Here is a 24,997-nt window from a genome sequence, read left to right on the forward strand (position 1 = left end):
GGGGGAGTGGAAGAACGTAAATGTCTCTGACATCTGCACTGAACATTGCGCAGACGGCGCTTTTTAACACCTCGCGCCAGACCTCAGTCGTCTCACGCAACGTTTCGGAAGCCAGCAATCCGGACTACGCGCATCGCAGCGCACTTCTGTCCAGCATGGCCCCCGGGGCGCGCGTCGTTCAGATCCGGCGCGCGGCCGACGAAGTTCTCTTCAGACAAAATCTCTTCGCGATCTCGGCCTGGCAGGGTCAGAAAGCGATGTCTGGTGGGCTCGACACCATGCGTCTAACCGTTAACGGCATTGACGACGCGAACGCGCCGGCGACCGCGATCAGTAAATTGCAGGAGGCCCTGCAGCTTTATGCGGCCACGCCATCCAACACCACGCTTGCAGAGAGCGCGGTGCAAGCAGCGAAACAGGTGGTTCGCTCACTCAATGACGGTGCCAGATCCGTACAGAATTTCCGGGCCGACGCGGATCGGGATATCTCAACGGCGGTCGAGGACCTCAACTATCTTCTCGGCGAGTTCGAGACCGTCAACACTGAGATCGTCAACGGAACCCGAAGCGGCCGCGACGTATCGGATGCTCTGGATCGACGGGGTGCGCTTCTCAAGAAGATCTCCGAATATGTCGCCGTCTCGACCACGACGCGCTCCGGCAACGACATGGTCATCGTCACCGCCGATGGTGCCACGTTGTTCGAGACCATTCCGCGGCCTGTCACATTCACCCCGAATACGAGCTACGGACCAGGGACGACCGGAAACTCGGTCTATGTCGATGGCGTTCCGCTGGTACCCGGCGTGGGTGGCAACACCAGCGCCAAGGGCTCGATAGCGGCAGCCCTGCAGTTACGCGACGAGACAGCACTGCAGATGCAGCGCCAACTCGACGAGGTCGCACGCGGCCTGATTACGGCTTTTGCCGAGACGGACCCCAGCGGCACCCAGCCGGACATGGCAGGACTGTTTACCTGGGCCGGTGGTCCCGGAATCCCGCCTGCAGGCACACTCATCGACGGGTTGGCAGGAGCAATCCGTATCAACGTCGCGTTCGACAAAAGCGCCGGAGGAGACCCCTCGCTTCTGCGTGATGGCGGCGCCAACGGCGCAGCCTATCTGCACAACACGAGCGGCGCCGCCTCCTATTCGGATCTGCTTCTCGGTTACTCACAACGCCTCGACGAACCGATGGCTTTTGACCCTCTGGCAGGTCTCGACACAAACCGCAGTGTGACAGCCTTCTCGTTCGATTCCGTCGGCTGGCTGGAAGCGAGCCGCAAAGAAGCTGCAAGCGGCGCTGAAGGCAAGGAGGCGCTGGCGGTACGCACGGCAACCGCACTCTCGAACGCAACCGGCGTCAATGTCGACAATGAAATGGCGCTGCTGCTCGATCTCGAAAATGCCTACGAAGCTTCAGCGCGCCTCATCTCCGTTATCGATGAGATGCTCTCCACGCTGATGCAGGCAACCCGGTAGAAGGACCGACCATGAAAACCTCCTTCATCTCATCCCTGGCCATGTCGCAGTCGCTGCGGTACCAGACCATGCGCATGCAGGCTGAGTTGGCCGAAAGATTGAAGGAGTCGCAAACCGGACGGCATGCCGATGTTGGCATCGCACTTGGTGCCCATGCCGGTCGCAATCTTTCGATGACCCGCAACATTGATCGCCTGAACGGCCTCGTTGATGCCAACGCGATCGCCGCCAACCGCCTTTCAGCAACGCAGAATGCGATGACGCAGATCGGCGATCTTGGACAGAGCCTGCTTGCTGCGCTGACAGCGGCAAAGTCCGACATCGATCAGGTCTCCGTGTCACAGGCGGAAGCCGAGCGCGTATTGAAATCGATAACCGGCATACTCAACACCAATCTTAATGGCGAATACCTGTTCGCCGGCATCAACACCGACGTCAAGCCGGTCACCGATTTCGACGTCCCGGCCTCGCCAGCGAAAGCGGCCTTTGATGCGGCATTTGTGGCAAAATTCGGCTTTGCGCAGACTGACCCCGCAGCGGCGAGTATCACTGCAGCCGACATGGACGACTTCCTCACCAATTTCGTGGAACCTCAATTCATCGGCGCGGGCTGGGAAACCAATTGGTCCAGCGCATCCAGCCAGAAAATTACCAGCCGCATCACCTTGAACGAAACCGCGGAGACGTCGCTGACGGCCAATGAGACCGGCATACGCAAGCTGGCCATGGTTGCGGCCACGATTTCCGACCTTTTCAATGGCCCTCTCGGCGAGGAAGCGCGCGCTGTTCTCTACGACAGATCGCTCACGCTGGTCGGTGAAGCCGTCGCCGAGGTCGCGAACGCGCAGGCGCAGGCCGGTATTGTCGAAAACCGGGTCTCGGCAGCCAGCGAACGGCTCTCCGCCCAGGTTGATCTGTTCAACACACTGATAAAGGACAGCGAGGGCATCGACCCCTACGAGGCAGCGACCCGGGTGAACGACCTGAGAGCACAGCTCGACGCATCCTACGCGCTGACCGCACGCCTGCAGCAGCTCAGCATCTTGAACTATCTGCGATAACCGACAGACAGCCGGAACAAAACGAACGGGAAGCACATGTACCAGTTTTCCTACAGCGAAGTTCAGACAGACTCGCTCGCCGACGCCCGGGATCGGGAGGAACAGGTTCTGAGCCGTTCAATCGATCTTCTTCAGGCTGCGCGCGAGAAGGGCCCGAACTCGCAGGAAGCCGTCGAGGCAATTCACTTCATGATCCGCGTCTGGACTGCCTTCATCGACGATCTCGGCAATCCGGAAAACGAACTGCCAAAGGAGCTCAGAGCCAATCTGATTTCCATAGGCTTATGGCTGCTGCGGGAAGGAGAAGAAGTGCGTCAGGGAAGATCGCAGAACCTTGATGGCCTTATCGAGGTGTCGCAGATCATCCGCGACGGCATTCAGCAATGAGCACGTTAAAAATATCACTCAAGGCGAACGAGAAGATCTACGTCAACGGCGCAGTCATCAAGACCGACCGAAAAGTGACGCTGGAATTCCTGAACAACGTTCAGTTCTTGCTTGAGAACCACGTCCTTCAGGCGGAAGATGCGCACACACCGCTGCGTCAACTGTATTTCACGGTACAGATAATGTTGATCACGCCGGAGAATGCAGATGATGCGCGCCAGCTTTTCGGCCAGCTCCTTCCGAGACTACTGAACAGCTTCACAAGCGAGCGCATTCGTGCCGGTCTGAAGCATGTGGAGGAGCTGGTGGCGAACGAACAGGTCTATGACGCTCTGAAGGAAATCCGTGCGCTTTATCCTATCGAAGACGAGATCATGACCCAGAACACGCAGCCGGCCAATAGCGAGCCCGTCACCGCCATTGCAGGAGAGTAAGCCATGAACGTTGAAGCAGCATCAGGCACCCAGACCTACAGCAATGGCACGCAGCAGGCTGCCACACCGCAAACGGTGGACTACCAGGCATTCCTTCGCCTTCTGGTCGCGGAGATGAAAAACCAGGACCCCACGAGCCCGATGGAATCCACGGATTATGTGGCACAGCTTGCCACGTTCTCGCAGGTCGAGCAGTCGGTGCAGGCAAACGCCAAGCTTGACCAGATTCTCCAGGCTTCCGCACTTGCGCAGGCCGGCAGCCTTGTAGGCCGTGAAATCACCTCCGCCGACGGCGAAACCACCGGCAAGGTGGCCGAAGTACGCCTCTATAGCGATGGCGTCATGGCCGTTCTCGAAAGCGGCGACAAGATTCCCGTCGGACCGGGTGTCGTGATCCGCTGAACGATGAACGAAGCCGACGCCCTCGACATTGTTCAGTACGCGATCTGGACCGTTCTGGTTGCCTCCAGCCCGGCGGTGATCGTCGCCATGGTGGTCGGCGTCGGCATCGCCCTGGTACAGGCACTCACCCAGGTGCAGGAGATAACCCTCACCTTCGTGCCCAAGATCGTGGCAATCCTCGTCGCGGTCGCCTTCTCCGCCCCCTTCGTCGCATCGCAGATTTCCGGTTTCAGCAACGTCATCTTCCAACGGATCGAAGGCGGCTTCTGAAGCCTTCCCTGTCTCCTCTCCTCTTTCGCGCAAGTTTGAGGCGCTAGCTTCAGCGCACGGACGTGCAAACGCGTTCTGATTTGAGTAGGAAGACCGGCATGGCGTTGAGCGAAGCAATCACAGGCGCAGAGACCAGAAAGCATGGCCGCGACATTGGCTTTGCTGTTGGCATCGTCATCATCCTGGCGGTGCTTTTCCTGCCCATACCAGCCTTTTTGATCGACGTCGGCCTCGCATTCTCGATCGCGCTTTCAGTCCTGATCCTGATGGTCGCTTTGTGGATTCAGAGACCACTGGATTTCTCCTCCTTCCCCACCATCCTGCTCATCGCGACGATGCTACGGCTTTCGCTCAACATCGCCACGACCCGCGTGATCCTGTCCGAAGGCCATGAAGGGGCGAACGCGGCTGGTTACGTTATCGGCGGCTTCTCGCAGATGGTGATGAGCGGCGATTTCGTTATCGGTCTTATCGTCTTCATGATCCTGGTGGTGGTGAACTTCGTCGTCATCACCAAGGGTTCAACACGTATCGCGGAGGTTGGGGCCCGCTTCACTCTCGACGCCATCCCTGGCAAGCAGATGTCCATCGACGCCGATCTTTCTGCCGGCACGATCGACGACAAGGAAGCACAGCGCCGCCGGGCTGAACTCGAAGAGGAAAGCTCTTTCTTCGGCGCGATGGATGGCGCCTCGAAATTCGTGCGCGGGGATGCGATCGCCGGTCTCCTCATCACCGCCATCAACATCGTTGGCGGCATCGCCATCGGCTATGCACGCCACGACATGAGCATCGGCGAAGCGGCGGATGTCTTCACCAAGCTTTCTGTGGGCGACGGCCTTGTCTCGCAGATCCCCGCACTCATCGTCTCTCTGGCGGCCGGCCTGCTTGTCTCCAAGGGCGGCACGCGCGGCTCCGCGGATCAGGCTGTGTTCGGACAGCTCAGCGCTTACCCGCGTGCGCTCTTCGTCGCCGCGATGCTTCTGACAGTGCTCGGCCTCGTTCCCGGTCTTCCCTTTATTCCGTTTGTGGCGCTTGCCGGCATCATGGGCGGTATAGGCTATGCATTGCCACTGCGTGCGCGCCAACGGCGCGAAAAGGAGAACGAGGCACAACGACAGGAACAACTTTCCCAGGAAGAGGAAGAGCGCAACTCCGTCAAATCCTCTCTGAAAACCGCAGAGATCGAGCTCCTTATCGGCAAGCAGCTTTCGACGCGGCTTCTGGCGTCGCATCAGGAGCTCGCCTATCGCATGGGCAAGATGCGCAAGAAGTTCGCCGCGCAGTATGGGTTCGTGGTGCCCGAGGTGCGCCTGACCGATGACTATTCCATTCCTCCAAAGAGCTACCGCATCAAGATTCACGGCACTGTAGTCACCGAGTATCAGATGCGTGTGGGAGAACTTCTGGTGCTCGTCGGCAACAACCGCATGCCAGATATGCCCGGTGAAGAAGTCAAGGAACCCGCCTTTGGCATGCGGGCTTTCTCAGTACCGGAAATGTTCGCCGATGACCTGAAGCGCGAGCGCTATGCCTTCGCTGACAATATGTCGGTGCTGCTCACCCATCTAAGCGAAGTCATCCGTAACAACCTGCCGCAACTCCTTTCCTACAAGGACATGAAGGCGCTCATCGAGCGGCTCGACCCCGAATACCGCAAGCTGGCAGACGAAATCTGCTCATCGCACATCACCTATCCCGGCCTGCAGGCAGTGCTGAAACTGCTCCTGGCAGAGCGGGTGTCGATCCGCAACCTGCACCTGATCATCGAGGCGATTGCGGAGATCGCGCCGCATATCCGCCGCACCGAGCAGATTGTCGAGCATGTGCGTATTCGCATGGCACAGCAGATCTGCGGAGACCTGACCGAAGGCAACACGCTCAAGGTCCTCAGGCTCGGCGGCCGCTGGGACCTCGCCTTCCACCAGGCGCTCAAGCGTGATGCCAAGGGCGAAATCCGCGAATTCGATATCGATCCGCGGCAACTCGAGGAATTCGGACAGGAAGCGAGTACCGCCATTCGCAAACATCTCGATGCCGGCGAACGCTTCGTTCTTGTCACCGCACCGGAAGCACGCCCCTATGTTCGCATGATTACCGAGCGTCTCTTCCCCACACTCCCCGTCCTCAGCCATGTCGAGATGGCAAAAGGCGTCGAGCTCAGCGTATTGGGTTCAATTTCCTGATGCGCGGCGCCGGCCTGCCCCTGTTGATTGCACCGGCAACCTGAGACCATGCTGGAAACCCCGCTCCTGGCCGCCTTCCTCGCCTTCTGTCGCATAGGCGGCTGCTTCCTGTTCATGCCCGGCCTTTCCAGCGTCCGTGTGCCAATGCAGGTGCGCCTCTTCGCGGCGGTTGCGGCAACGCTCGCTATGCTGGCGCATCTTTGGGATGTGATCACCCCACATGTCTCAGACGAACCCGGCCCCCTCTTCCTGCTGATCGCCTCAGAACTGGCCATCGGAGCATTGATCGGTCTCATCGCCCGCTTCTACGTTCTGTCGCTTCAGTTCATCGGCACATCCATGGCGATGTTCTCCGGCTTCGGTATGGCTGCGGGTGGCACGGCTATCGAAGAACCGGAAGCCCAGCCGCCCCTGACGGCATTGATATCGCTCTCTGCCCTGATGCTGCTTTTCGTTCTCGATTTTCATCATCAGATCATTCGCGCGCTTGTGGTTTCCTACGAGCTTGCACCGATTGAGAGCCTCTTTGACCCGCAATCCGCACTGACCGATATCACCGATACGCTGTCCGACGCATTCTTCGTGATGATCCGGCTTGGCAGTCCGTTTCTGGCCTATGCGATCCTGGTGAACCTCGCGATTGGCTTCATCAACAAGCTTACACCACAGATCCCGATCTACTTCATCTCCCTGCCCTTCGTGATCGCCGGGGGCATCATTCTTCTCTATTTCGCCATTCCCTCATTGCTTGGCCTGTTCGCCGAGGGCTTCTTCCCAATCTTCGAAGGTCGCTAACAATGCCGACACCCCGTCAGAAGCGCCTGCAGAAACTGGTTCTGGTGATGCAGCGTCTCAAGGATTTTCATCAGGCCCAACACGCCGCGCACATCGCCGAAGTCGCTGTTGCGCAGGAAGAGGCAAAAGCCATAACCGAGACGCTCGATGCCGGAACAGCCATGACCGCATTGTTCCCGGAACTTTATCACCGTCGCGTCGCCAACGCGCTCGAACGCAGCCGTACAAGCGCCGAACGCGCCCGGCAGGAAGCACATCGCCTCTTGCAGGCCGATGCACGCGGCAACGCGCTGGCCCGGGCCTATCGCGAGGCCAGTGATCTCTCCGAGCGCAGCACTGCTGACAGGGAACGTCTGGAGTTCATCGAGCGCGGCAAAGCAGGTGAGACTTAAGCCTCCCACAAGCTTCTTCTGGGAAGATGCTGCCTACGAAAACGAATGATGGAGGACGCCTTGGCGATATCGCCTCCCGGCGACATTGTCCTGAACGTCGCGCGCGCCGCCGACCCCGCCAAAGCTGCCGCCGCGAAAGCGCGGCTCCAGGCGAAATCGGACGCAACCGCGAGTTTCTCGGCAGTGTTCGACAGCAATTCTGTCCAGGCTTCGAAGGTCAGCGCACACGCACCTTCCGATGTCGAGAAGAAATTCGAGGCAATGGTCCTGCAGAACTTCATGCAATCCCTTCTCCCAGAGGAGACGTCCGCCGTCTACGGCGAGGGTCTCGCGGGCGAAATGTGGCGCTCCATGCTGGCACAGCAACTGAGCGAAACACTTGCGGACAAGGGCGGCATAGGCATCGCACGCAATGTCCTGCGCGACTACACGGTTGAGAATGAAAAGCCCGTGCCAATTGGCGCGATCTCTCAAACACCGGAGCAGGAAGAGATCGGCAGACGCGCGCTTCTTTCCACTGCCATGGTCGAGGAAATCGAACGAGAAGCAGCCAGGACCCTTGGCGTGAACACGACCCCGGCCGGCGGCGATAAAGACAGCTGAAGTTCAGGAACGGAACAACACCATGTATGATATGACCTCCGCAGCAAATTCCGAAAATGCCTCCCTGACGATGAACCAGCATGGTGGGGCAAGCGCTCTGGCGATCATGCGCCGCATTGAAGAAACCATCGACGCCGAGACAGCTGCGATCCGCAATGATCCCGCCTTCGATCTCAAGGCTTCCAATGCGCGCAAAAGCCGTCACCTCTACGAACTTACCCGTGCATTGAAAGGGGCCAACGAGGCCGGCCTGGCCAGTGCGCATCGGGATGCTCTGATCCGCCTGCGCGACAAACTCGCCGACAACGAGGCCACCATCCGGGCTCACATGGGCGCAGTGAATGAAGTTGCCGATCTTCTGCAAGACGCCATCCAGCGTGCCCAGACAGACGGCACCTATTCGCAACATGAATTCGGACAGGCCGCGCCGGCATGATCAAGTTCGTCTTTGCCGCTCTCTGGATCTGCGCCGTCACGGTTGGAACGATGCTCTATTCGTTCCAGTTCTCGCAGGCGAAGAACAGCGCCGAGCCGCCACCTGCATTTTTTGGCGGCCTCGACTATGTAAGCACCGATGTCATCTCGGTACCGGTGATAAAGGCCGGGGCGGTGGAAGGCTATTTCTTGACCCGCCTCTCCTACTCGGTGGACTCCAAAAAAGTTCCCGCGCTCAGCATCCCTGTCCAGACGATGCTGGTCGATGAGATTTACTCCCACCTCTATGCAAACCCCGCTATAGACTACGCAAGCAACGAGGCTTTCGACGTCGTTGCCTTCCGGGACGGACTTCGCGACAGCATCAACCAGCGGGTCGGCGAAAAGCTCATCCATGAAGTATTCATCGAGCAGGCCGATTACCTGTCGAAGGCCGAGATCCGCGACAAGACCGCACGCAGCAGGCTCGGGCCGGCTGAGACGGCAGGCTCCGCCCCCAGCAAGAGTGCTCACTAAAACACCATTATGGTCACATCGGGCGGTGTTCCAGACTTCTCCGGAGTTGAGAGTATCGCCCTCCCAGGTCCCTGCCAGACAGGAGAAGCGGCGGAGATCCGGACAGGGTTCGGGCCTCCGCCTTCTTCTTTCACGGCCCGCAATCTCAAACTCAGCTCAGAGCTTGTGAACAAGCTGCTTCCGTCGAGTGATAGAACTCAGGATAACTATCACATATTATAATCATGAACCATTTCTACAAAGTCTAAGCATTAAACAATATTAGATATAAAACTTATAAGTTCAAACATAATACCGGAAAAAACTCGTTCTATATGAACTTTTGTATCCAAGCGCCTCATTCTTGTCCAAAATGGATTTGTTTAATGTGGATATAAGGCGTTGCCTTATACGGCCAACGTATGCAAACAGTCTTTCGCTACTTCGGTGATCTCACCAATTTTCGGTCGAGATGCGAAGCTCTGTTTCGACGCAGCGGTTTACGCAGGCCGAAAGAGTATAGTTTGGAGATTTACAGTGAAGATGACCCAGCCCTCGGTCAAAGTATCCACCGGCTCACCCGGTAATGAATATCTTGATGTTTTCGACAGCAATGCACAAAGCCCCTGTTTACCGCTTCTGGCAACCGCCATCGGCTACAAGCTGCGCCGCGCGCAGCTTGTCGTGTTTCAGGATTTTCAAAAATCGTTCGCTTGCGTGAAGCTGCGGCCAACGGAGTTTGCGGTCCTGTCGCTGATTGCCACCAACCCGGGCCAGAAGCAAACCGAAGTCGCGGAGCAATTGGGTATCAAGCGCGCGAATTTCGTCGCACTCATGGACTGCCTCGAGACCCGCGGTCTGGCCGAGCGTCGCAAAGGCGATATCGATCGCCGTTCGCACTCTCTGCACCTCACGGAGAAGGGCTCCGATTTCATCGCGGAGATTTCAAAACTGTGGGCTCAGCATGAGAAGCGGATCATTGAAAGGCTAGGGGGAGAAGACAACAGAGACGCTCTGATCGCTCTTCTCGACCGTCTGCTTGCCGGCAAGAAACGTGTGTCAATTCCGCGTGGTTGAGGCAAATAAAGACGTTGACGTAAACGTCAATAAAAGCCTACTGTTTACCAGCGGCGGGTCGGAGCTGAAACGGCTATCGCCAACTGAATGACAACACGACGCAGATGCGCGTACAGGGAGAACTTGAATGGGGATGGACGCAATTGCCGAGAAAGTGAAGTCACGCGTGGCAACTTCGGATTTCAGTCGGTCGGTGAAATTCGACTGCGGAGAGGACGGGGTGATTGTTGTTGACGGGAGCAGCGTTTCCACCGAAGACAGCCAGGCTGATTGCATCATCAGCTTGTCCAGGAACGATCTTGAAGCAATGATCGCAGGCGAACTTGATCCGACCGCCGCGTTCATGCAGGGAAAACTGAGGGTTGACGGAGACATGACTGTCGCCATGCAGTTGAGCCAGGTACTTTAGCACGTCTCTCTGCGAACAGAGCCGCAGAGGCTGCGATGCAGGTGCTTTTGGGGCGGCTCGCAACATGAGTGCGGTCCGCCCCGGCACTCTCAGGCAACCAGGCTTCGCACCACCGCTTTCCGGCCGGTGGGATAAAGCGTTCCAGACGCGTGTAACAGTGCACCCGGCGTGAGTTCGAGAGCCAGAAATCTGTTCGTCTCGTAAGGGCCGGGCATCGAAAGCGTCGGTGTCAGGTCGGCTGAGAAACCAAAGCGGCCATAATAGCCTGCATCACCAACGAGCAGGATTGCCAGGTGTTCCAGCCGACGTGCCTCGGCAATCGCATGGCGCATCAACGCAGCGCCGATACCCCGCCCGGCAAATTCCTTCTCGACCGCCAGCGGCCCAAGAAGAAGGGCGCTGGATCCCTCGTTGCCCAGACGAACATTCCACAGACGGACAGAGCCGATCATACGGCCTCCCGCGTCACGCGCAACGAAAGCCAGGCCTTCCGCCGGCAAACGGCCGCTGCGCAGCTTCTCCGAAGATTTTGACTTGCGCTTGGGGCCCATGACGCGATCCAGAAGAGCTTCCCGCTCGGCAGCGTCCCGGGCACTTTCGCAAAGAATCGAGAAGGCAGGCGCAAATGCGCCGCCAATAACAGCCTGTTCCATAACCCTGATCCCGAAATCCGGAAAATCCGGCCCGCGCATAGCGCGCGGGCAACGCAGCTTTATGTCAGATCACGTAGGATCGGAGCGGCTCGAAACCGTTGAATGCCACAGAAGCATAGGTCGTTGTGTAAGCGCCCGTCCCCTCGATAAGAACTTCATCTCCAATGGTCAGCGACAGCGGCAGAGGATATGGCGTTTTTTCATACATGACATCAGCGGAATCGCAGGTCGGGCCGGCCAGCACACAGGGTGCTGTCTCCCCGCCATCGTGACGTGTCACAAGCGGATAGCGGATTGCCTCGTCCATGGTTTCTGCCAGGCCGCCAAACTTGCCGATATCGAGATATACCCAGCGCACATTGTCGTTGTCCGCTTTCTTGGAAATCAGCACGACCTCGGACTTGATCACACCGGCATTGCCGACCATGCCGCGCCCGGGTTCGATGATCGTCTCGGGAATGCGGTTGCCGAAATGCTTGCGAAGCGCCGAGAAGATCGCCTGGCCATAAGCCTGTGCGGCAGGCACGTCGCGCAGGTAACGCGTCGGGAAGCCGCCGCCCATATTGACCATGCGCAGCACGATACCTTCGTCCGCAAGCGCACCGAAAACGCCACGGGCGTCGGCCAATGCACGATCCCAGGCGTCCAGATCGGTCTGCTGCGACCCGACGTGAAAGGAAACCCCATAGGGATCCAGTCCAAGAGCGCGGGCATGGCGCAGGACATCAACAGCCATGGTGGGTACGCAGCCGAATTTGCGCGACAGCGGCCACTCAGCGCCGGCGCCATCCGTCAGGACACGGCAGAACACGCGTGAGCCGGGCGCAACACGCGCAATCTTCTCCACCTCTTCCTCGCAATCGACCGCGAACAGGCGAATGCCGAGTTCATAGGCACGCGCAATGTCGCGCTCTTTCTTGATCGTATTGCCATAGGAAATGCGGTCTGCGGTGGCACCGGCATTCATCGCCATCTCGATCTCGGCCACCGAAGCCGTGTCGAAGCTGGAGCCCAACTGAGCAAGAAGACGCAGGATTTCCGGCGCCGGGTTGGCCTTCACAGCATAGTAAATCCGGGAATCGGGCAGCGCCTTTTCAAAGGCGCAGAAATTGTCGCGCACCACGTCGAGATCAACGACGAGGCAGGGGCCCTCGGGACGTCGGGTGGCGAGGAAGTCGAGAATGCGCTGGGTGGCCATCATGTCTCTCCAATCGCGGCTTTCAGGCCGCGTTACCGAAGCTTCGAAACTGCAAAAGCGAACTCGCTTCCGCGGTGGACAAAGGACGCGGCATGCGCACACGGGAGCCGGCAGGTGGAGAGCACCGGAACCAGGTCATGCGATAACGCGCTACGATGCACTTCCGCCTCGCGGCGAAGATGCGCTTTGTCTGCCTCAGCTTTGGATGGGAGACCCCAACCGCACTGCCGGCAATGAAGGTGTGCCTCTTCAGTAACCCCGGCTTTTGGACAGCCGGCAGACACCAGAAAGGCCCGCACCGTCGTTGCTTCAAGATGTCCTCGGTTTGATGGTTGGCCATCAGACCGACTGGAGCGGTTAGGTCCAGGTACCGTACCGGTTTCCTCGCCATTTTCGAGGTCCGGCGGACACCCACAGGCACGTGCGACTTTGGGCAGCGCGGATATAGGCGCAACGGCTGTCACAATCAATGAAAAATTTTATGTCCTTGAAAAAAAGCGCGTGAATGCCGACCTTTGACGCTCCGGTGCGATGAGGAAAACGACGATGATCAAGATGCGCGATACGCTGAACGCTTTCCTCGCCTACCCGGACACATCTCCTCCTCCCAGTGGCGAGGGACCGTTGGCAGGTCTGACACTTGGTGTGAAAGATATCTTCGACGTGGCGGGATATCCGACCGGTGGCGGCAATCCGCGCCGCGCTGAATGCTATCCCCGCGCCCCGAACACGGCACCAGCGATCCAGCGTCTTCTCGATGCGGGCGCCCGCTTCATCGGCAAGACCCAGACCGACGAACTGACCTTCTCGATGATCGGGCAGAACGCTCACCACCCTGCTCCGGTCAATCGCGCCGCGCCGCAGCGTTTCACCGGCGGCTCTTCCTCCGGTTCGGCGGCCGCGGTGGCTGGCGGGCTCGCTGACATCGCCGCCGGATCCGACACGAATGGTTCAATCCGCGCGCCCGCTTCATATTGCGGCCTGATCGGGCTGCGCACGACGCACGGGCGCATCCCCCTCGAGGGAGCCATGCCGCTCGCTCCTTCCTTTGACACGTTTGGCTGGTTCGCGCGTGACGCCGTCGCCTATGCACGGGTTGGCGAAGTGCTGCTTGGGAGCGACCCGCACAGGGATCTTCTCGTGCGCCCGGTTCGCATTTCCGAATTCGAGGCGCTTCTCTTCGGTGAGCAGGAGCGCACGTCCTATGGCACGATGCTTGCCACAGTCATGCACCATTTCGACCGCGAAGCTGCCTTCCTCGCGCTGCCCGGCTCCATGGACAGGCTGTTTGAGTGTTTCCGTCTCATTCAGGCTTTCGAGGCGTGGCAGGTGCATGGCGAGTTCATCCGGACCGCGAAACCGCAACTCGGTCCCGGTGTCCGGGAACGTTTCGAGTTTGGCAGCCGCATCAGCCTTGCTGCGGTGGCCGAGGCGCGCGCCGAACGCCTGCGCTTCCAGCAGGATTTCGCCGCGTTGTTCGATCACGACATGGTGCTGGTCATGCCGACCCAGCCGACCGTGGCCCCGATGAAGAATGCAACGCGGGAAGAGCTCGACCGCTACCGAAGCCTGGCGCTCAAACTCACCGCCATCGCCGGCCTGCTCGGCTGGCCTCAGATTACCCTCCCTCTCGGCCAGGTGCATGATGCCCCCTTCGGCATCTCACTTCTCGGGCCCGCCGGCAGCGACCGGCAGCTCATCCGCATCGCCGCCGATATCCTCTCCGGAAGCTGAAGGAAACTCTCGTGGACACACTCAGCCGCATGCGCGCATTCGTCGATGTAGTCGAGGCCGAAGGCTTTTCCGCCGCCGCCCGAAAAGTCGGAAAATCGAAGGCGCTTCTGTCGAAATATGTCCGCGAGCTCGAAGATGAACTGGGCGCGCTTCTGCTCAACCGCACCACAAGGCAATTGTCGCTTACGGAAGCCGGCCATACCTATTTCGCCCGAGCCGTGGAACTGTTGCGGGACGTCGAGGACCTTGCCGAAGCGGTGCGTGATTCCTCCGGCGATGTTCGCGGCAGGATCAGGCTTTCCGCCCCGCGTACATTTGCCGATGCTCCCATCGGTCAATCGCTCATCGATTTCGCCAGCGCGCATCCAGACGTCACGCTTGAAATCAATCTCGACGACCGCTTCGTCGACCTGGTCGAAGAAGGGTTCGATCTCGCCATTCGCATCACCAAGCTCGCCGACTCCTCGCTGATCGCCAAGCGGCTGGCCCCGTTCCGCGTGGTGCTTTGCGCTTCTCCGGCACTGATCTCCCGTCATGGCGAACCGGGTACGCCGCAGGAGCTCACCCATTTACCCTGCATCGTGGACACCAACAGCCGTTACCGCCAGAACTGGCCCTTCAGACTGGAAGATGGGACAACCGTGAATGTCCCGGTCACCGGGCGCCTGGAGGTAAACAGCCCCATGGCGGCCAGGGCAGCAGCTTTGTCCGGCCTGGGTTTCGCGATCCTTCCGGACTTTATCGCAGATCCGGAAATCAGCGCCGGTCGTCTTGTGCCCCTGCTCGAGCAGAACAGCTTCGACGGTGCCGGGATTTATGCCATCTATCCGCACCGACGCTATTTGCCCGCAAAAGTCCGTGCCTTTGTGGATTTTCTCGCGCAGTGGCTGAAAGAAAATTACCCCAACAAATAACACCCCGTCCAATTTCCGCCGGTTTCGTGTACATAACAGCACGGACGATCTGGGAGCAGGACTGTTGCATATGCCGATTCGCAGGAATTTCACGCCCGGAGTTGGCGCCACCCTTCTTGCCCTTGTATGCGCCACCCCCGCCTTTGCTCACCCACACGTGTTCGCCGAAGCACGGCTCGATGTGAATGTCGATGCCGGGGGAAACGTAACGTCCCTGCATCATGTCTGGCGCTTCGACGACCTTTTCTCCAGCACGGTTCTGGTCGAGTTCGACAAAAACCAGGATCTTGTGCTCGATCAGGCGGAACTCGAAGAAGTGGCAAATGTGGTTCACGGGTCGCTTGCCGATTTCAATTATTTTCAGCTTGTCACCAAAGGCGGCAAGGACGTGCCCATGCAGGCCCCCGAACGGCTTGTGGCCGATTTCGTCGATAACCAGCTCATCATCCTGTTTGAATCCGAACCCGAAGCGCCCCTTCTCCTTGTCGGCGAAGTCGCCTTCGGCGTCTACGACCCGACCTTCTACACAGCCATCGACTTCGTTGAAGACAGCTATATGACCGTCAACAATCTCCCGGCTGACTGCACCAGTAGCGTTGTCCGACCGGATCCCGATGAAGCGATCGCCCAAAATCAGCAGACCCTGACAGAAGCCTTCTTCAACGATCCGACCGGCAATGACATGAGCCAGATTTTCGCGACCCGCCTGGAGTTAAACTGCAGCAAGGATAGCTGACCCATGCTTCCATTCCGCCGTGTCGTCATCGCTTCCGCAGCGATTACCCTTCTGGCCGCGGGTGCGGCGATGGCGCAGAGTTCGCTCGGCATTGGAGCGGCCGAACCCGCCATCACCCCGTCCGGCCCGTTTGCCGGCACCCTGCAATGGATCAACACTCACCAGCAGGCGTTTTATCGCACTCTGACCGGCGCGTTGAAGGCGATGCGCGACGATGGCAGCAAACTGTGGGTTCTTATCGGCCTCTCCTTTGCCTATGGTGTTTTCCATGCAGCCGGTCCGGGGCATGGCAAGGCCGTCATTTCTTCGTATATGCTGGCCAATGAGGTCGCGCTACGGCGCGGTGTGATCCTCTCCTTCGCCTCTGCACTTCTACAGGGTCTGACGGCCGTCATCCTGATGGGCGTTGTCTTCCTGGCTTTGCGCGGCACATCAATCTCCATGACCGATGCCGCATGGTTTCTTGAAACTGTCAGCTTCGGCCTGATCGCCGCTTTTGGTGCCTGGCTCCTCTGGCGCAAGCTCTCAGGTCTGATGCGTACCCGTGCTTCACCCCTCGCCACCGCGGTAGCGCATTCCCGGGTCGCGCCGGCAATGCACAGTCTTTCAGCAGCGCACGTCCATGAACACGCCCATGATCATGTACATGCTGCTGATGACGATCATCATGACCATTCCACCTGCGAGCACGGTCATGACCATCACACGCACGATCACACATGCGGACATGAGCATCATCACGGGCACGAACACGCGCATGACCACGGTCCCGGTGATGTCTGCCCCAGCTGCGGTCACGCACATGCGCCGGACCCGAGTCTGCTGACGGGAGAGCGTTTTGACTGGAAAACCGCTAGCTCTGCCATTGCCGCGGTAGGTATACGCCCCTGCTCCGGCGCCCTGATCGTGCTCACCTTCGCCTTTCTGAACAGCCTTTGGCTTGGTGGCGTTCTTTCAGTTCTGGCCATGTCCATTGGAACGGCGATCACTGTTTCGGTTCTGGCGACACTCGCTGTGACAGCAAAGAACTGGGCCGTGGCACTGTCGGGTGGCAACCGTGCGAGCAACCGCGTTCACAACGCCATCGAGATCGGCGGCGCTGGCCTTGTACTGGTTTTGGGCCTGACGCTCCTTGCCGCAAGCCTTGCGGCGTGACCCCCGGTCAGCTGTATCAGTTGCGCTTCCGCTGGACGCGGGCGCGCAACCAGAAGACCATGAAAAATGCCAGTACAAACAGGACGGCAACCACACCCGCGACCCAGGGCGAATAGGCGCCGATGGCGAGCATGATGCGCGGCATCAGATAGGCAACGACACCAAAACCGATGAGGATGAGCGCGGCTGCGACCGCCGCCTTGCGATTTTCCGACAAAGGATCCTGCCTGTCTGCTCGCCGAGCTCCAGGGTCAGTCCCTGAAAGCTTCCAGCCTTTTCTTCTGACGGCCTTCCTTATCGAAATTGGCCGGATCAAGCCATGCGTCAAATGCACTTTTTAGCGCCGGCCATTCGCTGTCGAGTATCGAAAACCAGGCCGTGTCGCGGTTTTCGCCCTTTACGATCATATGCTGACGGAAGACGCCCTCAAACTTGAAACCAAACCGTTCTGCGGCGCGACGCGAAGGCAGATTGGCATTGTTGCACTTCCATTCGAAGCGCCTGTACCCAAGATCATCAAAGATGTGGCGGGCAAAAAGATAGAGCGCCTCGGTCGCCCGCACGCTGCGCGATATCCCCGGTCCCCAATAAATGTTTCCGGCCTCGATAACACCGTTGGCCGGGTCTATACGCATCAGCGCCTGCCGGCCGCCGACTCGTTCTGTCTCCCTGTCGATCACTGCGTAAAAGAACGGGTCGGTGCTCTCGGCCACCTTTTCAAGCCAAGGCCTGAAAGCCTCTTCGCTTTCCGGCGGATATTCTGCCAGCCAGCGAAATCGCTCATCCGCGTCGGCAACCGTGGATACGGCATAAAGACCGTTGCCGTGGAGCACCGGGTCAAGGGGTTCGAGCCTGACGGTACGTCCCTCGAGCACCCTGCGTTCCGGGCGCGGTCTGGTGCTCCAGTGAATAAGATCGTTCTGCATACGCATGTTCTCCAGCCTTGCCTGTGCACTGCCCAGCCTTGTCATCGTTCTGCAAAGCATGGTGGCGCGCCGCACGAAAGGCCCAGCAGGATATGCGGACCTGCGCCAGGCAACGCATGAAGAAGCATGAGATAGAAACGGACGAGGCGGCCACTGGTCGGCCGCCCCGTTTCGAACCGTGCTTGGGAGGAGGAAAGCCGATCCGACAGTCAGAATCCTAACTGCCCAATCGTTAACGTTTACTTAACGGAATCCCTCAAATCGCAATTACCTTGTCACGATCTCAGGCCCCATAAGGCTGTAGGGCAACCATGTTGACATAACCGGCATATAGGTAACCAGTATCAGGAAGATAAACAGAACTGCCACAAATGGCGCCGCCGCACGCACCACCTGGATCAGGCTCATGCCGGTTATGCCGCTTGTCACGAACAGATTAAGCCCGATCGGCGGCGTGATCATGCCGATTTCCATGTTCACCACCATGATGATGCCAAGGTGGACCGGATCCACGCCCAGTTCCATGGCGATAGGGAAAACGACCGGCGCAACGATAAGGAGCAGTCCTGAGGGCTCCATGAACTGGCCACCCAGAAGCAGAAGCAGGTTCACGGCGATTAGGAAAGTAAACCAGGTGAATCCGGCGTCGACCATGAGACCGGTGATGGCCTGGGGGATGCGCTCCGCCGTAAGCACATGGGCAAAAAGCAGCGCGTTGACGATGATGAACATCAGCATGACCGTTGTGCGCGCAGCATCGACCGTCACTTTCCGTGTCTCTTCATTGAAGAAGGCGCGCAGGAAATTCCGGCCCATCAGGCTCAGATTGCGCCGCCAGATCGGCAGGCTTGCCAGGAGCAACCCCGGCAGCGCCGCGGGTCCGCCCCTGCCGCGCCACAACGCATAAGCCACCATCGCCGCCAAAGACAGGAAGAGCCCGGTCACCGTGCGTCCCTGCAGCGTCACCCCTTCCCAATCTGCTGTCAGGAAGAAACTCAAGATCATCCAGACAAAGAAGAATGCGAGCGCATAGACCGTGGCCGAAAATCCCACCTTTGCGCGCGGGCCATCTGCCTCCTTCACCCACCGTTCGTTCTTCATTGGCCCCATGTCGCGATAGACGAACAGTGCCACCGCAAACGAGTAGACAGCGGCAACGGCAGCCGCTTCGGTGGGTGTGAAAMCCCCGCCATAGATGCCGCCGAGAATGATGATGATCAAAAAGAGGCCCCAGCCCGCCTCCTTGCCGCCCTCGACAATCTCGTGAAAACCCTTCCACTCCTCCGCCGGCAGGTTGCGGACCCGTGCCATCACATAGATGGCAACCATCAGCATCAGACCTGCGACGAGCCCCGGCACCACACCGGCCAGAAACATGCGCCCGACAGAGACATCCGTCGCCGCCGAATAAACGACCATCACGATGGATGGCGGTATCAAAATCCCGAGAGTGCCGGCATTGGCGATGATGCCGGCCGCAAACTCCTTGGAATATCCAACCTGCCGCATACCGGCGATGGCAATTGTACCAATCGCAACCACCGTTGCCGGCGACGAACCGGAAAGGGCGGCGAACATCATGCAGGCCAGCACTGAAGCCATCGCCAGACCGCCACGAAAATGACCGACGGACGCAATGGCGAACCGGATGATGCGCCGTGCAACGCCACCTGTAGACATGAAAGCCGAGGCCAGAATGAAGAAAGGGATCGCCAGAAGCGTGTAGTTCTGCGACGCAGTAAAAAGCTGCAGCGCCACCGAGGAAATGGAATCGCTTGAAAAGAACGCGATGATGATGAGAGACGAGAGCCCCAGGGCCACCGCTACCGGCACCCCCAGAAACAACAGGAGCAGAACGAGGACGAAAAGAATGGCTGGTTCCATCGCCGCTACTCCTTCAGGGCATCTTTGTTTTGGGCAACGAGATCTTCTGCCTCGTGGCCGGCAATGATCAGGTCGCGCTCGCCCCTGGCGATATCCACCACGCCCTCAAGAGCGCGAAATGCAAGGAGAGCAAGGCCGATCGGCAACATGAGATAGGCCACCCAGCGTTGTACGCGATCCTGTAGCCCGAACGCCTCCTGCATCCAGAGCGGATACCGAAGATCATCGAGCCCGGTGCCGCGGTCGAACATGAACTTCCAGTAGCCAATGGCGCCCGTTTGACGCCAATTGGTCGACACATCGGCCCCCACCAGTGTCATCCAGCCTGCATAGAGAAGAATGAAGGCGTAAAGAAAAACACAGACGGCGCCAAAAATAGCCACCGCTTTGAACAACCGGGAAGGAAGCAGCCGGATGAAAGCATCGACCCCCAGATGAATGCCGTTCTTCACGCCGTAACTCATCCCGAACAGGATCATCCACGCAAACAGGATACGCGTGAACTCGAGCGCACCGCCCCAGCCGCTGTTGAAGCCATATCTGGCAATAACCTGGGTGAAAGAGACAAATGTGATCGCCGCCAGAAGTATGGCTAGCACGTTTTCTTCAAACCGCCCGACCGCATTGGGAAAACGCCGTTCCAGAAGGAACATGACGGCCACGATTGCCACGAGCCCGAGCGCCGGCCATAACAGAACCATGATTTCCCTCCCGAAGATCGCCTGCCACAAGACCGCCCGCACGCAGCGGACGGCCCTGCATAACGCGACGAGGGGAGACGTCGCGTCGGGAAAGACTGAAACGTCAGGAGCCGCTTGCGGCAGCTGAATCGATCAGTTCCTTGCCGATATCACCTTCGAACTTCGCCCAGACGGGCTTCATGGTTTCGACCCATGTCGCGCGCTGCTCAGAGCTCAGTTCACGGATCGTGCCACCGGCATCAAGAATGTTCTGACGGCAGGTTCCCTCCTGGTCGGCAACATTGGCATTGGCCGTCTCAGTCACTTCCTGAACAATGGTGACGAACTGGTCGCGCACCGCCGGATCAAGACCCTCCAGCCACTCCGTAGAAGTCACCAGGAGATAGGCGAGAAGCTGATGATTGGTCTCGGTGATACCGTCCTGCACTTCAAAGAATTTCTGCGTGTAAATGTTGCACCAGCTGTTTTCCTGGCCATCCACGACACCCGTCTGAAGCGCGCCATAGACTTCCTTGAAAGCAAGTTTCTGCGCCGAAGCGCCCATTGCCTCGATCATGGCAACGGCGACGTCGGAGGTCTGAACACGGAACTTGAGTCCCGCCGCGTCCTGCGGCTCCAGAAGCGGCTTCCCGGCCGAGAACTGCTTGAGACCGGAAGACCAGAAACCAAGGCCCGTATAGCCTTCGTCTTCCATCACGGTGAGAAGGCCTTGTCCGTCATCTGACGTGGTGAATTTGTTCACCGCCTCCAGTGTGGGGAACAGGAAAGGAAGGTCGAACAGGCGATATTTGAGCGTGTAGGCCTCGAACTTCGCAAGAGAAGGAGCAGCCAGTTGAACATCGCCAAGAAGCAGAGCCTCCATCACCTTGTCATCGTCATAAAGAGTCGAATTCGGAAACACCTCCATACAGGCGGTTCCGTTCATTTCCTCATTCACCCGGTTTGCCAGAAGCGTCGCCGCATCCCCCTTGGGATGGCCTTTTTCGGCAACCACGTGGCTGAACTTGATAACCATTTCGCCGTCGTCGCACTGGGCTTGGGCCTGCCCTGCAAACATGGTCAGGGAAAGCGCCGAGACGGCACCGATCAGAAGTCGCATGGTGTCTCCTCCACTCCGCGGTCCGCAGAATGCTGCGGCCGAAAAATCGCGGCCTGTCACCGCCTGTTTCTTTTCTGGCAAGGCATGGGCGATCCTCCGCGCCGATGCGCCATTGCAAATGTATCCTGTGATACAGGCAGAGCGAAATCAAGCGAGACGGGAACTGCCTCCCCCTTTTCTCCCTTATGCTTTAGTCTGAGTATTCCCGTTCGTCGGCGATCACCTTGCCATCGCGCGGCAGGCTACCGGGTTCAGCCAGGACCACGCGGCCACCGATCCTGGTCACATCGCGCAGCGTCGTTTCGATGGCGGTGGCGTTTGGCGTGGCGCCGGCAAGCACCTCCACATGCAGGGTCATGGCATCGCTCGCGCCATCCCGTGCCACAACGAGCCGGGCCCGCTCAATCTCAGCATGCCTGCGGGTGAGTTCGGCGATTTGTTTGGGGTCGACGAACATGCCCTTGACCTTCGTGCGTTGGTCGGCGCGCCCCATCCAGCCTTTGATCCGCATATTGGTCCGACCGCACGGACTTGTGCCGGGTAAAACGGCTGAAAGGTCACCCGTGCCAAGCCGCACCAGAGGATAGGACTCGTTCAGCGAGGTCACCACCACCTCGCCCACCTCCCCATCGGGAACCGGATCGTCGGTCCCGGGCCGAACAATTTCCACGATCAGGTTTTCGTTCACCACCATGCCCGGGAGCGGTGCCCCGTCAGCCCCGGAGGTTTCATAGGCGATCACACCGAACTCGGCCGTCGCATAGCACTGCATCACGTGAATTCCCCGCGCGCGATACGCTTCGCGCATGGCAGGAAAAAGAGCCCCCCCGGAAACCAGACCAATCCGGATCGACGAAAGGTCCCTGCCGTCGCGATCCGCCCGTTCGAGCATCGTTTGCAGAAAATCCGGCGTTCCGGCATAGACATCCGGTCGAAAGGTCTCCGCCGCCTCCACCTGCATGTCCGTATTGCCCGTCCCCGCTGGAAACACGCTGCACCCCAGCGCACGCGCGCCCGTATCCAGCACGAAGCCGCCCGGTGTCATATGATAGGCGAATGCATTGTGAACCCGCGCCCCCGGCCGCACGCCAGCGGCAAAAAAGGCACGCGCGGCCTGCCAGGGATCGGCCCCCGCACCTTGTATTTCCCATATCGGCCCCGGGGACATGAAAATCCGCGCGCCCTCCAGCGCGTCGGGATCGACAAAACCGCCGAACGGCGGAGACGCCTTTTGCAGGTCCAGAAGTTCCGGTTTGCGCAGGACCGGCAGGCGCGCAAGGGCCGCACGATCTACGATGCCGGAGAGATCATGCCCTGAAAGCCAGTTCGCAAGCCCATCTGCCTTGGCCACGGCACCGCTCAAAAATTCCGGCAGCCTTGAAAACAGGTCACGTTCGCGCTCGGCTGGATCACGAATTTCCAGCGCGTCGAAATGCGGGGACATGGCTCCTCCCGAAGGGTTTTGAGCATGTTATCGCAACAATCGCCCCCCGCGGGCAAGGCCGACCAAGGTCATGCATCGAAAGCCGGTCGGAAAACGCGAGAAAGGCAAGCCGCACTTTGCGGCCTGCCATAGTCATGTTCTCGATCAGGAAACGCCGGCAGTGCGCGTCAGGACGAAATTCGTACCATTGGCCAGCGTGCAGTTCATACGGTCGCTCGATGCCAGAAGGCATGTCGCTGAGGTCTGCCGCTGACTCTTCAACGAATAGAAGGAAAGATCGATGGTCTGCGCCCCACGATGCGAGTAGGAGCCTTCCGTCAGGACCTCGCCGGTCTCCACCGCCCGCGAGCTGAAGCGGCCGCCCTGAAGGGTCGACACAGCCACACCGTCCGTACCCATCCACTGTCCTTCGACACCGGTCTGGCGCGCTGCGCGCTGTCCGCCACCGTCTGGCATAACCGTCTGGCAGCCGGCCAGCGCAAGTGCTGAAACGACCGTCGCAAGCGTCAGAATTTTGCTTGTCTTCATGGTTCTGGCCTCCTGTCGCGCCACCGAACACGACCGGCAGCGCGCCTTCGATTGGGCCCAGCCCTGTTCAGGACCCGGCAATATCCATTCCAATTGCCCGATTTTGTCGTCAATGCAAGCAAAGCACGCATTTCAACGATCAACGCACGAGAATGTTGCGGAACTGCCACGGATCGGATTCGTCGATATCCTCGGGGAAAAGGCCGGGTCTGCCCTCAAGCGGCGTCCAGTCGGTATAGTATCCCTTCACGGGTCCCAGATACGGCAATTGCACCTCGAGACAGCGGCGGTAATCCACTTCATCGGCCTCGACAATACCCGCTTCAGGGTTTTCCAGCGCCCACACCATCCCCGCGAGCACCGCCGACGTCACCTGAAGACCGGTCGCGTTCTGATACGGCGCGAGTTCACGGGCCTCCTCAAGCGTAAGCTGCGATCCGAACCAGTAGGCGTTCTTCTTGTGCCCATAGAGCAGGACGCCGAGCTCATCCATCCCGTCAACCAGCTCGGTTTCGTCAAGCACGTGCTGCTCCGGCTGCGCCTTTCCTTCTGCTCCGAACATTTCGTGCAGCGAAAGCACCGCATCGTTGCAGGGGTGATAGGCGTAATGGCAGGTCGGTCGATAGACGACCTTGCCCTTCTTGTCACGCACGGTGAAGAAATCGGCGATCGAGATCGACTCATTATGGGTCACGAGAAACCCGTATTGCGGACCCGGTGTCGGACACCAGCTGCGGACCCGCGTGTTGGCGCCCGGCTGCTCAAGAAAGATTGCAGCCTTGTTGCCCTTCTTCTGCTTGCGCGCGTTTTTCGGCTTCCATTTTTCATGCGTGCCCCAGCCCAGCTCCGCCGGCTGCAATCCCTCCGCGACAAAACCCTCGACCGACCAGGTGTTCCAGAACACGTTCATCGGTTTGGGCTTTTTGGTGCGTTGCGTGTCGCGTTCGGCGATGTGTATGCCCTTCACGCCGCAGGCCTTCATCAATTTTGCCCAGCCTTCGCGGTCATCCACGCCAGGCTCTGCGAATTCGAGCCCGAGATCGGCGGCAAGGTTCACCAGAGCCTGTTTGACGAACCAGGAAACCATGCCTGGATTCGCGCCACAGGTGGAAATGGCGGTGGTGCCACCCGGATTTTTTGCCTTTTCGCTGCGTACTGTCTCGCGCAACGCATAGTTGGTGCGCGAGGCATTGTCGGCCTTGTCATCGAAATAGAAGCCCAGCCAGGGCTCCACCACCGTGTCGATATAGAGCACGCCCAGTTTCCGGCACAGCTTCATCAGATCCAGTGAAGATGTATCCACGGACAGGTTCACGCAAAAACCCTGCCCTTCGCCTTCGGTCAGGAGCGGCCTGAGCAGTTCCTTGTAATTGTCTTTTGTGACATGCGCCTGAACGAAGCGGATGCCGCGCTCGTCCAGCAGCTTGCGATCCGCGTCATTCGGATCCACCACGACCATGCGCGATTTGTCGAACTTGAAATGGCGCTCGATCAACGGCAGCGTACCCCGCCCGATAGAGCCGAAGCCGATCATCACGATCGGACCGGTGATTTCACCATGGATGGGCCATTTCCTGTCAGCCATTACGCGCCTCTCC

Annotated in this window: 28 protein-coding genes; 18 read left to right on the plus strand and 10 right to left on the minus strand. The window is 59.0% G+C overall.

The window, feature by feature from the left end:
• The first annotated feature begins 20 nt into the window (after positions 1 to 20).
• From flgK to HF949_RS16460, 14 genes are all read left to right on the plus strand, one after another.
• A complete protein-coding gene (flgK, locus tag HF949_RS16395; RefSeq protein WP_292897026.1) occupies positions 21 to 1,481 on the plus strand; it encodes a flagellar hook-associated protein FlgK in 1,461 nt (486 codons plus the stop codon).
• An 11-nt stretch (positions 1,482 to 1,492) separates the two neighbouring features.
• Entirely contained in the window at positions 1,493 to 2,542 is a 1,050-nt protein-coding gene (locus tag HF949_RS16400; protein WP_292897027.1) for a flagellar hook-associated family protein, read from the plus strand.
• 36 nt (positions 2,543 to 2,578) lie between these two features.
• On the plus strand, positions 2,579 to 2,929 hold the full coding sequence (flaF, locus tag HF949_RS16405; RefSeq protein ID WP_292897028.1) for a flagellar biosynthesis regulator FlaF: 351 nt from the start codon (positions 2,579 to 2,581) through the stop codon (positions 2,927 to 2,929).
• Positions 2,926 to 3,363, plus strand: coding sequence for a flagellar biosynthesis repressor FlbT (gene flbT / locus HF949_RS16410; protein ID WP_292897029.1), 438 nt, complete (start codon positions 2,926 to 2,928; stop codon positions 3,361 to 3,363). The genes flaF and flbT overlap by 4 nt, the downstream gene beginning before the upstream one ends.
• 3 nt (positions 3,364 to 3,366) lie before the next feature.
• Complete coding sequence (gene flgD, locus HF949_RS16415; protein ID WP_292897030.1) at positions 3,367 to 3,765, plus strand: flagellar hook assembly protein FlgD; 399 nt, start codon at positions 3,367 to 3,369, stop codon at positions 3,763 to 3,765.
• A 3-nt stretch (positions 3,766 to 3,768) separates the two neighbouring features.
• On the plus strand, positions 3,769 to 4,035 hold the full coding sequence (gene fliQ / locus HF949_RS16420) for a flagellar biosynthesis protein FliQ (RefSeq protein WP_007008607.1): 267 nt from the start codon (positions 3,769 to 3,771) through the stop codon (positions 4,033 to 4,035).
• Between the two features lie 98 nt (positions 4,036 to 4,133).
• Entirely contained in the window at positions 4,134 to 6,221 is a 2,088-nt protein-coding gene (flhA, locus tag HF949_RS16425; RefSeq protein WP_292897031.1) for a flagellar biosynthesis protein FlhA, read from the plus strand.
• Positions 6,222 to 6,269: 48 nt separating this feature from the next.
• Entirely contained in the window at positions 6,270 to 7,016 is a 747-nt protein-coding gene (gene fliR, locus HF949_RS16430; RefSeq protein WP_292897032.1) for a flagellar biosynthetic protein FliR, read from the plus strand.
• 2 nt (positions 7,017 to 7,018) lie between these two features.
• Positions 7,019 to 7,408, plus strand: a complete 390-nt coding sequence (locus tag HF949_RS16435; RefSeq protein WP_292897033.1) for a hypothetical protein — start codon at positions 7,019 to 7,021, stop codon at positions 7,406 to 7,408.
• 60 nt (positions 7,409 to 7,468) lie between these two features.
• The gene (locus HF949_RS16440; RefSeq protein ID WP_292897034.1) at positions 7,469 to 8,011 is read left to right on the plus strand and encodes a rod-binding protein; all 543 of its coding nucleotides are present in this window, start codon (positions 7,469 to 7,471) and stop codon (positions 8,009 to 8,011) included.
• Positions 8,012 to 8,081: 70 nt separating this feature from the next.
• Positions 8,082 to 8,447 carry a hypothetical protein gene (locus HF949_RS16445; RefSeq protein WP_292900265.1) on the plus strand — a complete coding sequence of 122 codons (366 nt, stop codon included), beginning with the start codon at positions 8,082 to 8,084 and terminating at the stop codon, positions 8,445 to 8,447.
• On the plus strand, positions 8,444 to 8,962 hold the full coding sequence (locus tag HF949_RS16450) for a hypothetical protein (RefSeq protein ID WP_292897035.1): 519 nt from the start codon (positions 8,444 to 8,446) through the stop codon (positions 8,960 to 8,962). The genes HF949_RS16445 and HF949_RS16450 overlap by 4 nt, the downstream gene beginning before the upstream one ends.
• Positions 8,963 to 9,343: 381 nt before the next feature.
• Complete coding sequence (locus HF949_RS16455; protein WP_292897036.1) at positions 9,344 to 10,018, plus strand: MarR family winged helix-turn-helix transcriptional regulator; 675 nt, start codon at positions 9,344 to 9,346, stop codon at positions 10,016 to 10,018.
• A gap of 127 nt (positions 10,019 to 10,145) precedes the next feature.
• Positions 10,146 to 10,427, plus strand: coding sequence for an SCP2 sterol-binding domain-containing protein (locus tag HF949_RS16460; protein WP_292897037.1), 282 nt, complete (start codon positions 10,146 to 10,148; stop codon positions 10,425 to 10,427).
• Between the two features lie 89 nt (positions 10,428 to 10,516).
• Here HF949_RS16460 and HF949_RS16465 read toward each other — a convergent pair whose 3' ends face one another.
• Together HF949_RS16465 and odc2 are read right to left on the minus strand one after the other, a co-directional pair.
• Positions 10,517 to 11,080, minus strand: coding sequence for a GNAT family N-acetyltransferase (locus tag HF949_RS16465; protein WP_292897038.1), 564 nt, complete (start codon positions 11,078 to 11,080; stop codon positions 10,517 to 10,519).
• 64 nt (positions 11,081 to 11,144) lie between these two features.
• Positions 11,145 to 12,278, minus strand: a complete 1,134-nt coding sequence (odc2, locus tag HF949_RS16470; protein ID WP_292900267.1) for an ornithine/lysine decarboxylase — start codon at positions 12,276 to 12,278, stop codon at positions 11,145 to 11,147.
• Between the two features lie 546 nt (positions 12,279 to 12,824).
• Between odc2 and HF949_RS16475 the strand changes: the two genes are divergently transcribed.
• The 4 genes from HF949_RS16475 (at position 12,825) to HF949_RS16490 (ending at position 16,817) form a co-directional block, all read left to right on the plus strand.
• Complete coding sequence (locus HF949_RS16475; protein WP_292897039.1) at positions 12,825 to 14,012, plus strand: amidase; 1,188 nt, start codon at positions 12,825 to 12,827, stop codon at positions 14,010 to 14,012.
• Between the two features lie 11 nt (positions 14,013 to 14,023).
• Complete coding sequence (locus HF949_RS16480) at positions 14,024 to 14,926, plus strand: LysR family transcriptional regulator (protein ID WP_292897040.1); 903 nt, start codon at positions 14,024 to 14,026, stop codon at positions 14,924 to 14,926.
• A 70-nt stretch (positions 14,927 to 14,996) separates the two neighbouring features.
• A complete protein-coding gene (locus tag HF949_RS16485; protein WP_292897041.1) occupies positions 14,997 to 15,662 on the plus strand; it encodes a DUF1007 family protein in 666 nt (221 codons plus the stop codon).
• A gap of 3 nt (positions 15,663 to 15,665) precedes the next feature.
• Entirely contained in the window at positions 15,666 to 16,817 is a 1,152-nt protein-coding gene (locus HF949_RS16490; RefSeq protein WP_292897043.1) for a nickel/cobalt transporter, read from the plus strand.
• A gap of 16 nt (positions 16,818 to 16,833) precedes the next feature.
• On the opposite strand, the gene HF949_RS16495 is transcribed toward HF949_RS16490, so the two are convergent.
• From HF949_RS16495 to HF949_RS16530, 8 genes are all read right to left on the minus strand, one after another.
• Positions 16,834 to 17,034: a hypothetical protein gene (locus tag HF949_RS16495; RefSeq protein ID WP_292897045.1), complete on the minus strand. Its 201-nt coding sequence runs from the start codon at positions 17,032 to 17,034 to the stop codon at positions 16,834 to 16,836.
• Positions 17,035 to 17,068: 34 nt separating this feature from the next.
• Positions 17,069 to 17,743, minus strand: coding sequence for a GNAT family N-acetyltransferase (locus HF949_RS16500; RefSeq protein ID WP_292897046.1), 675 nt, complete (start codon positions 17,741 to 17,743; stop codon positions 17,069 to 17,071).
• A 267-nt stretch (positions 17,744 to 18,010) separates the two neighbouring features.
• Positions 18,011 to 19,627, minus strand: a complete 1,617-nt coding sequence (locus HF949_RS16505) for a TRAP transporter large permease (protein WP_292897047.1) — start codon at positions 19,625 to 19,627, stop codon at positions 18,011 to 18,013.
• 5 nt (positions 19,628 to 19,632) lie between these two features.
• A complete protein-coding gene (locus HF949_RS16510; protein ID WP_292897049.1) occupies positions 19,633 to 20,328 on the minus strand; it encodes a TRAP transporter small permease in 696 nt (231 codons plus the stop codon).
• Between the two features lie 103 nt (positions 20,329 to 20,431).
• On the minus strand, positions 20,432 to 21,427 hold the full coding sequence (locus HF949_RS16515) for a DctP family TRAP transporter solute-binding subunit (RefSeq protein WP_292897051.1): 996 nt from the start codon (positions 21,425 to 21,427) through the stop codon (positions 20,432 to 20,434).
• Between the two features lie 190 nt (positions 21,428 to 21,617).
• A complete protein-coding gene (locus HF949_RS16520; protein ID WP_292897052.1) occupies positions 21,618 to 22,871 on the minus strand; it encodes a phenylacetate--CoA ligase family protein in 1,254 nt (417 codons plus the stop codon).
• Between the two features lie 144 nt (positions 22,872 to 23,015).
• A complete protein-coding gene (locus HF949_RS16525) occupies positions 23,016 to 23,399 on the minus strand; it encodes a hypothetical protein (protein WP_292897054.1) in 384 nt (127 codons plus the stop codon).
• A gap of 139 nt (positions 23,400 to 23,538) precedes the next feature.
• On the minus strand, positions 23,539 to 24,984 hold the full coding sequence (locus tag HF949_RS16530) for a homospermidine synthase (protein WP_292897056.1): 1,446 nt from the start codon (positions 24,982 to 24,984) through the stop codon (positions 23,539 to 23,541).
• Between the last annotated feature and the right edge of the window lie 13 nt (positions 24,985 to 24,997).

Source organism: Nitratireductor sp. (assembly GCF_017794765.1).
Taxonomy (GTDB): Bacteria; Pseudomonadota; Alphaproteobacteria; order Rhizobiales; family Rhizobiaceae; genus Nitratireductor.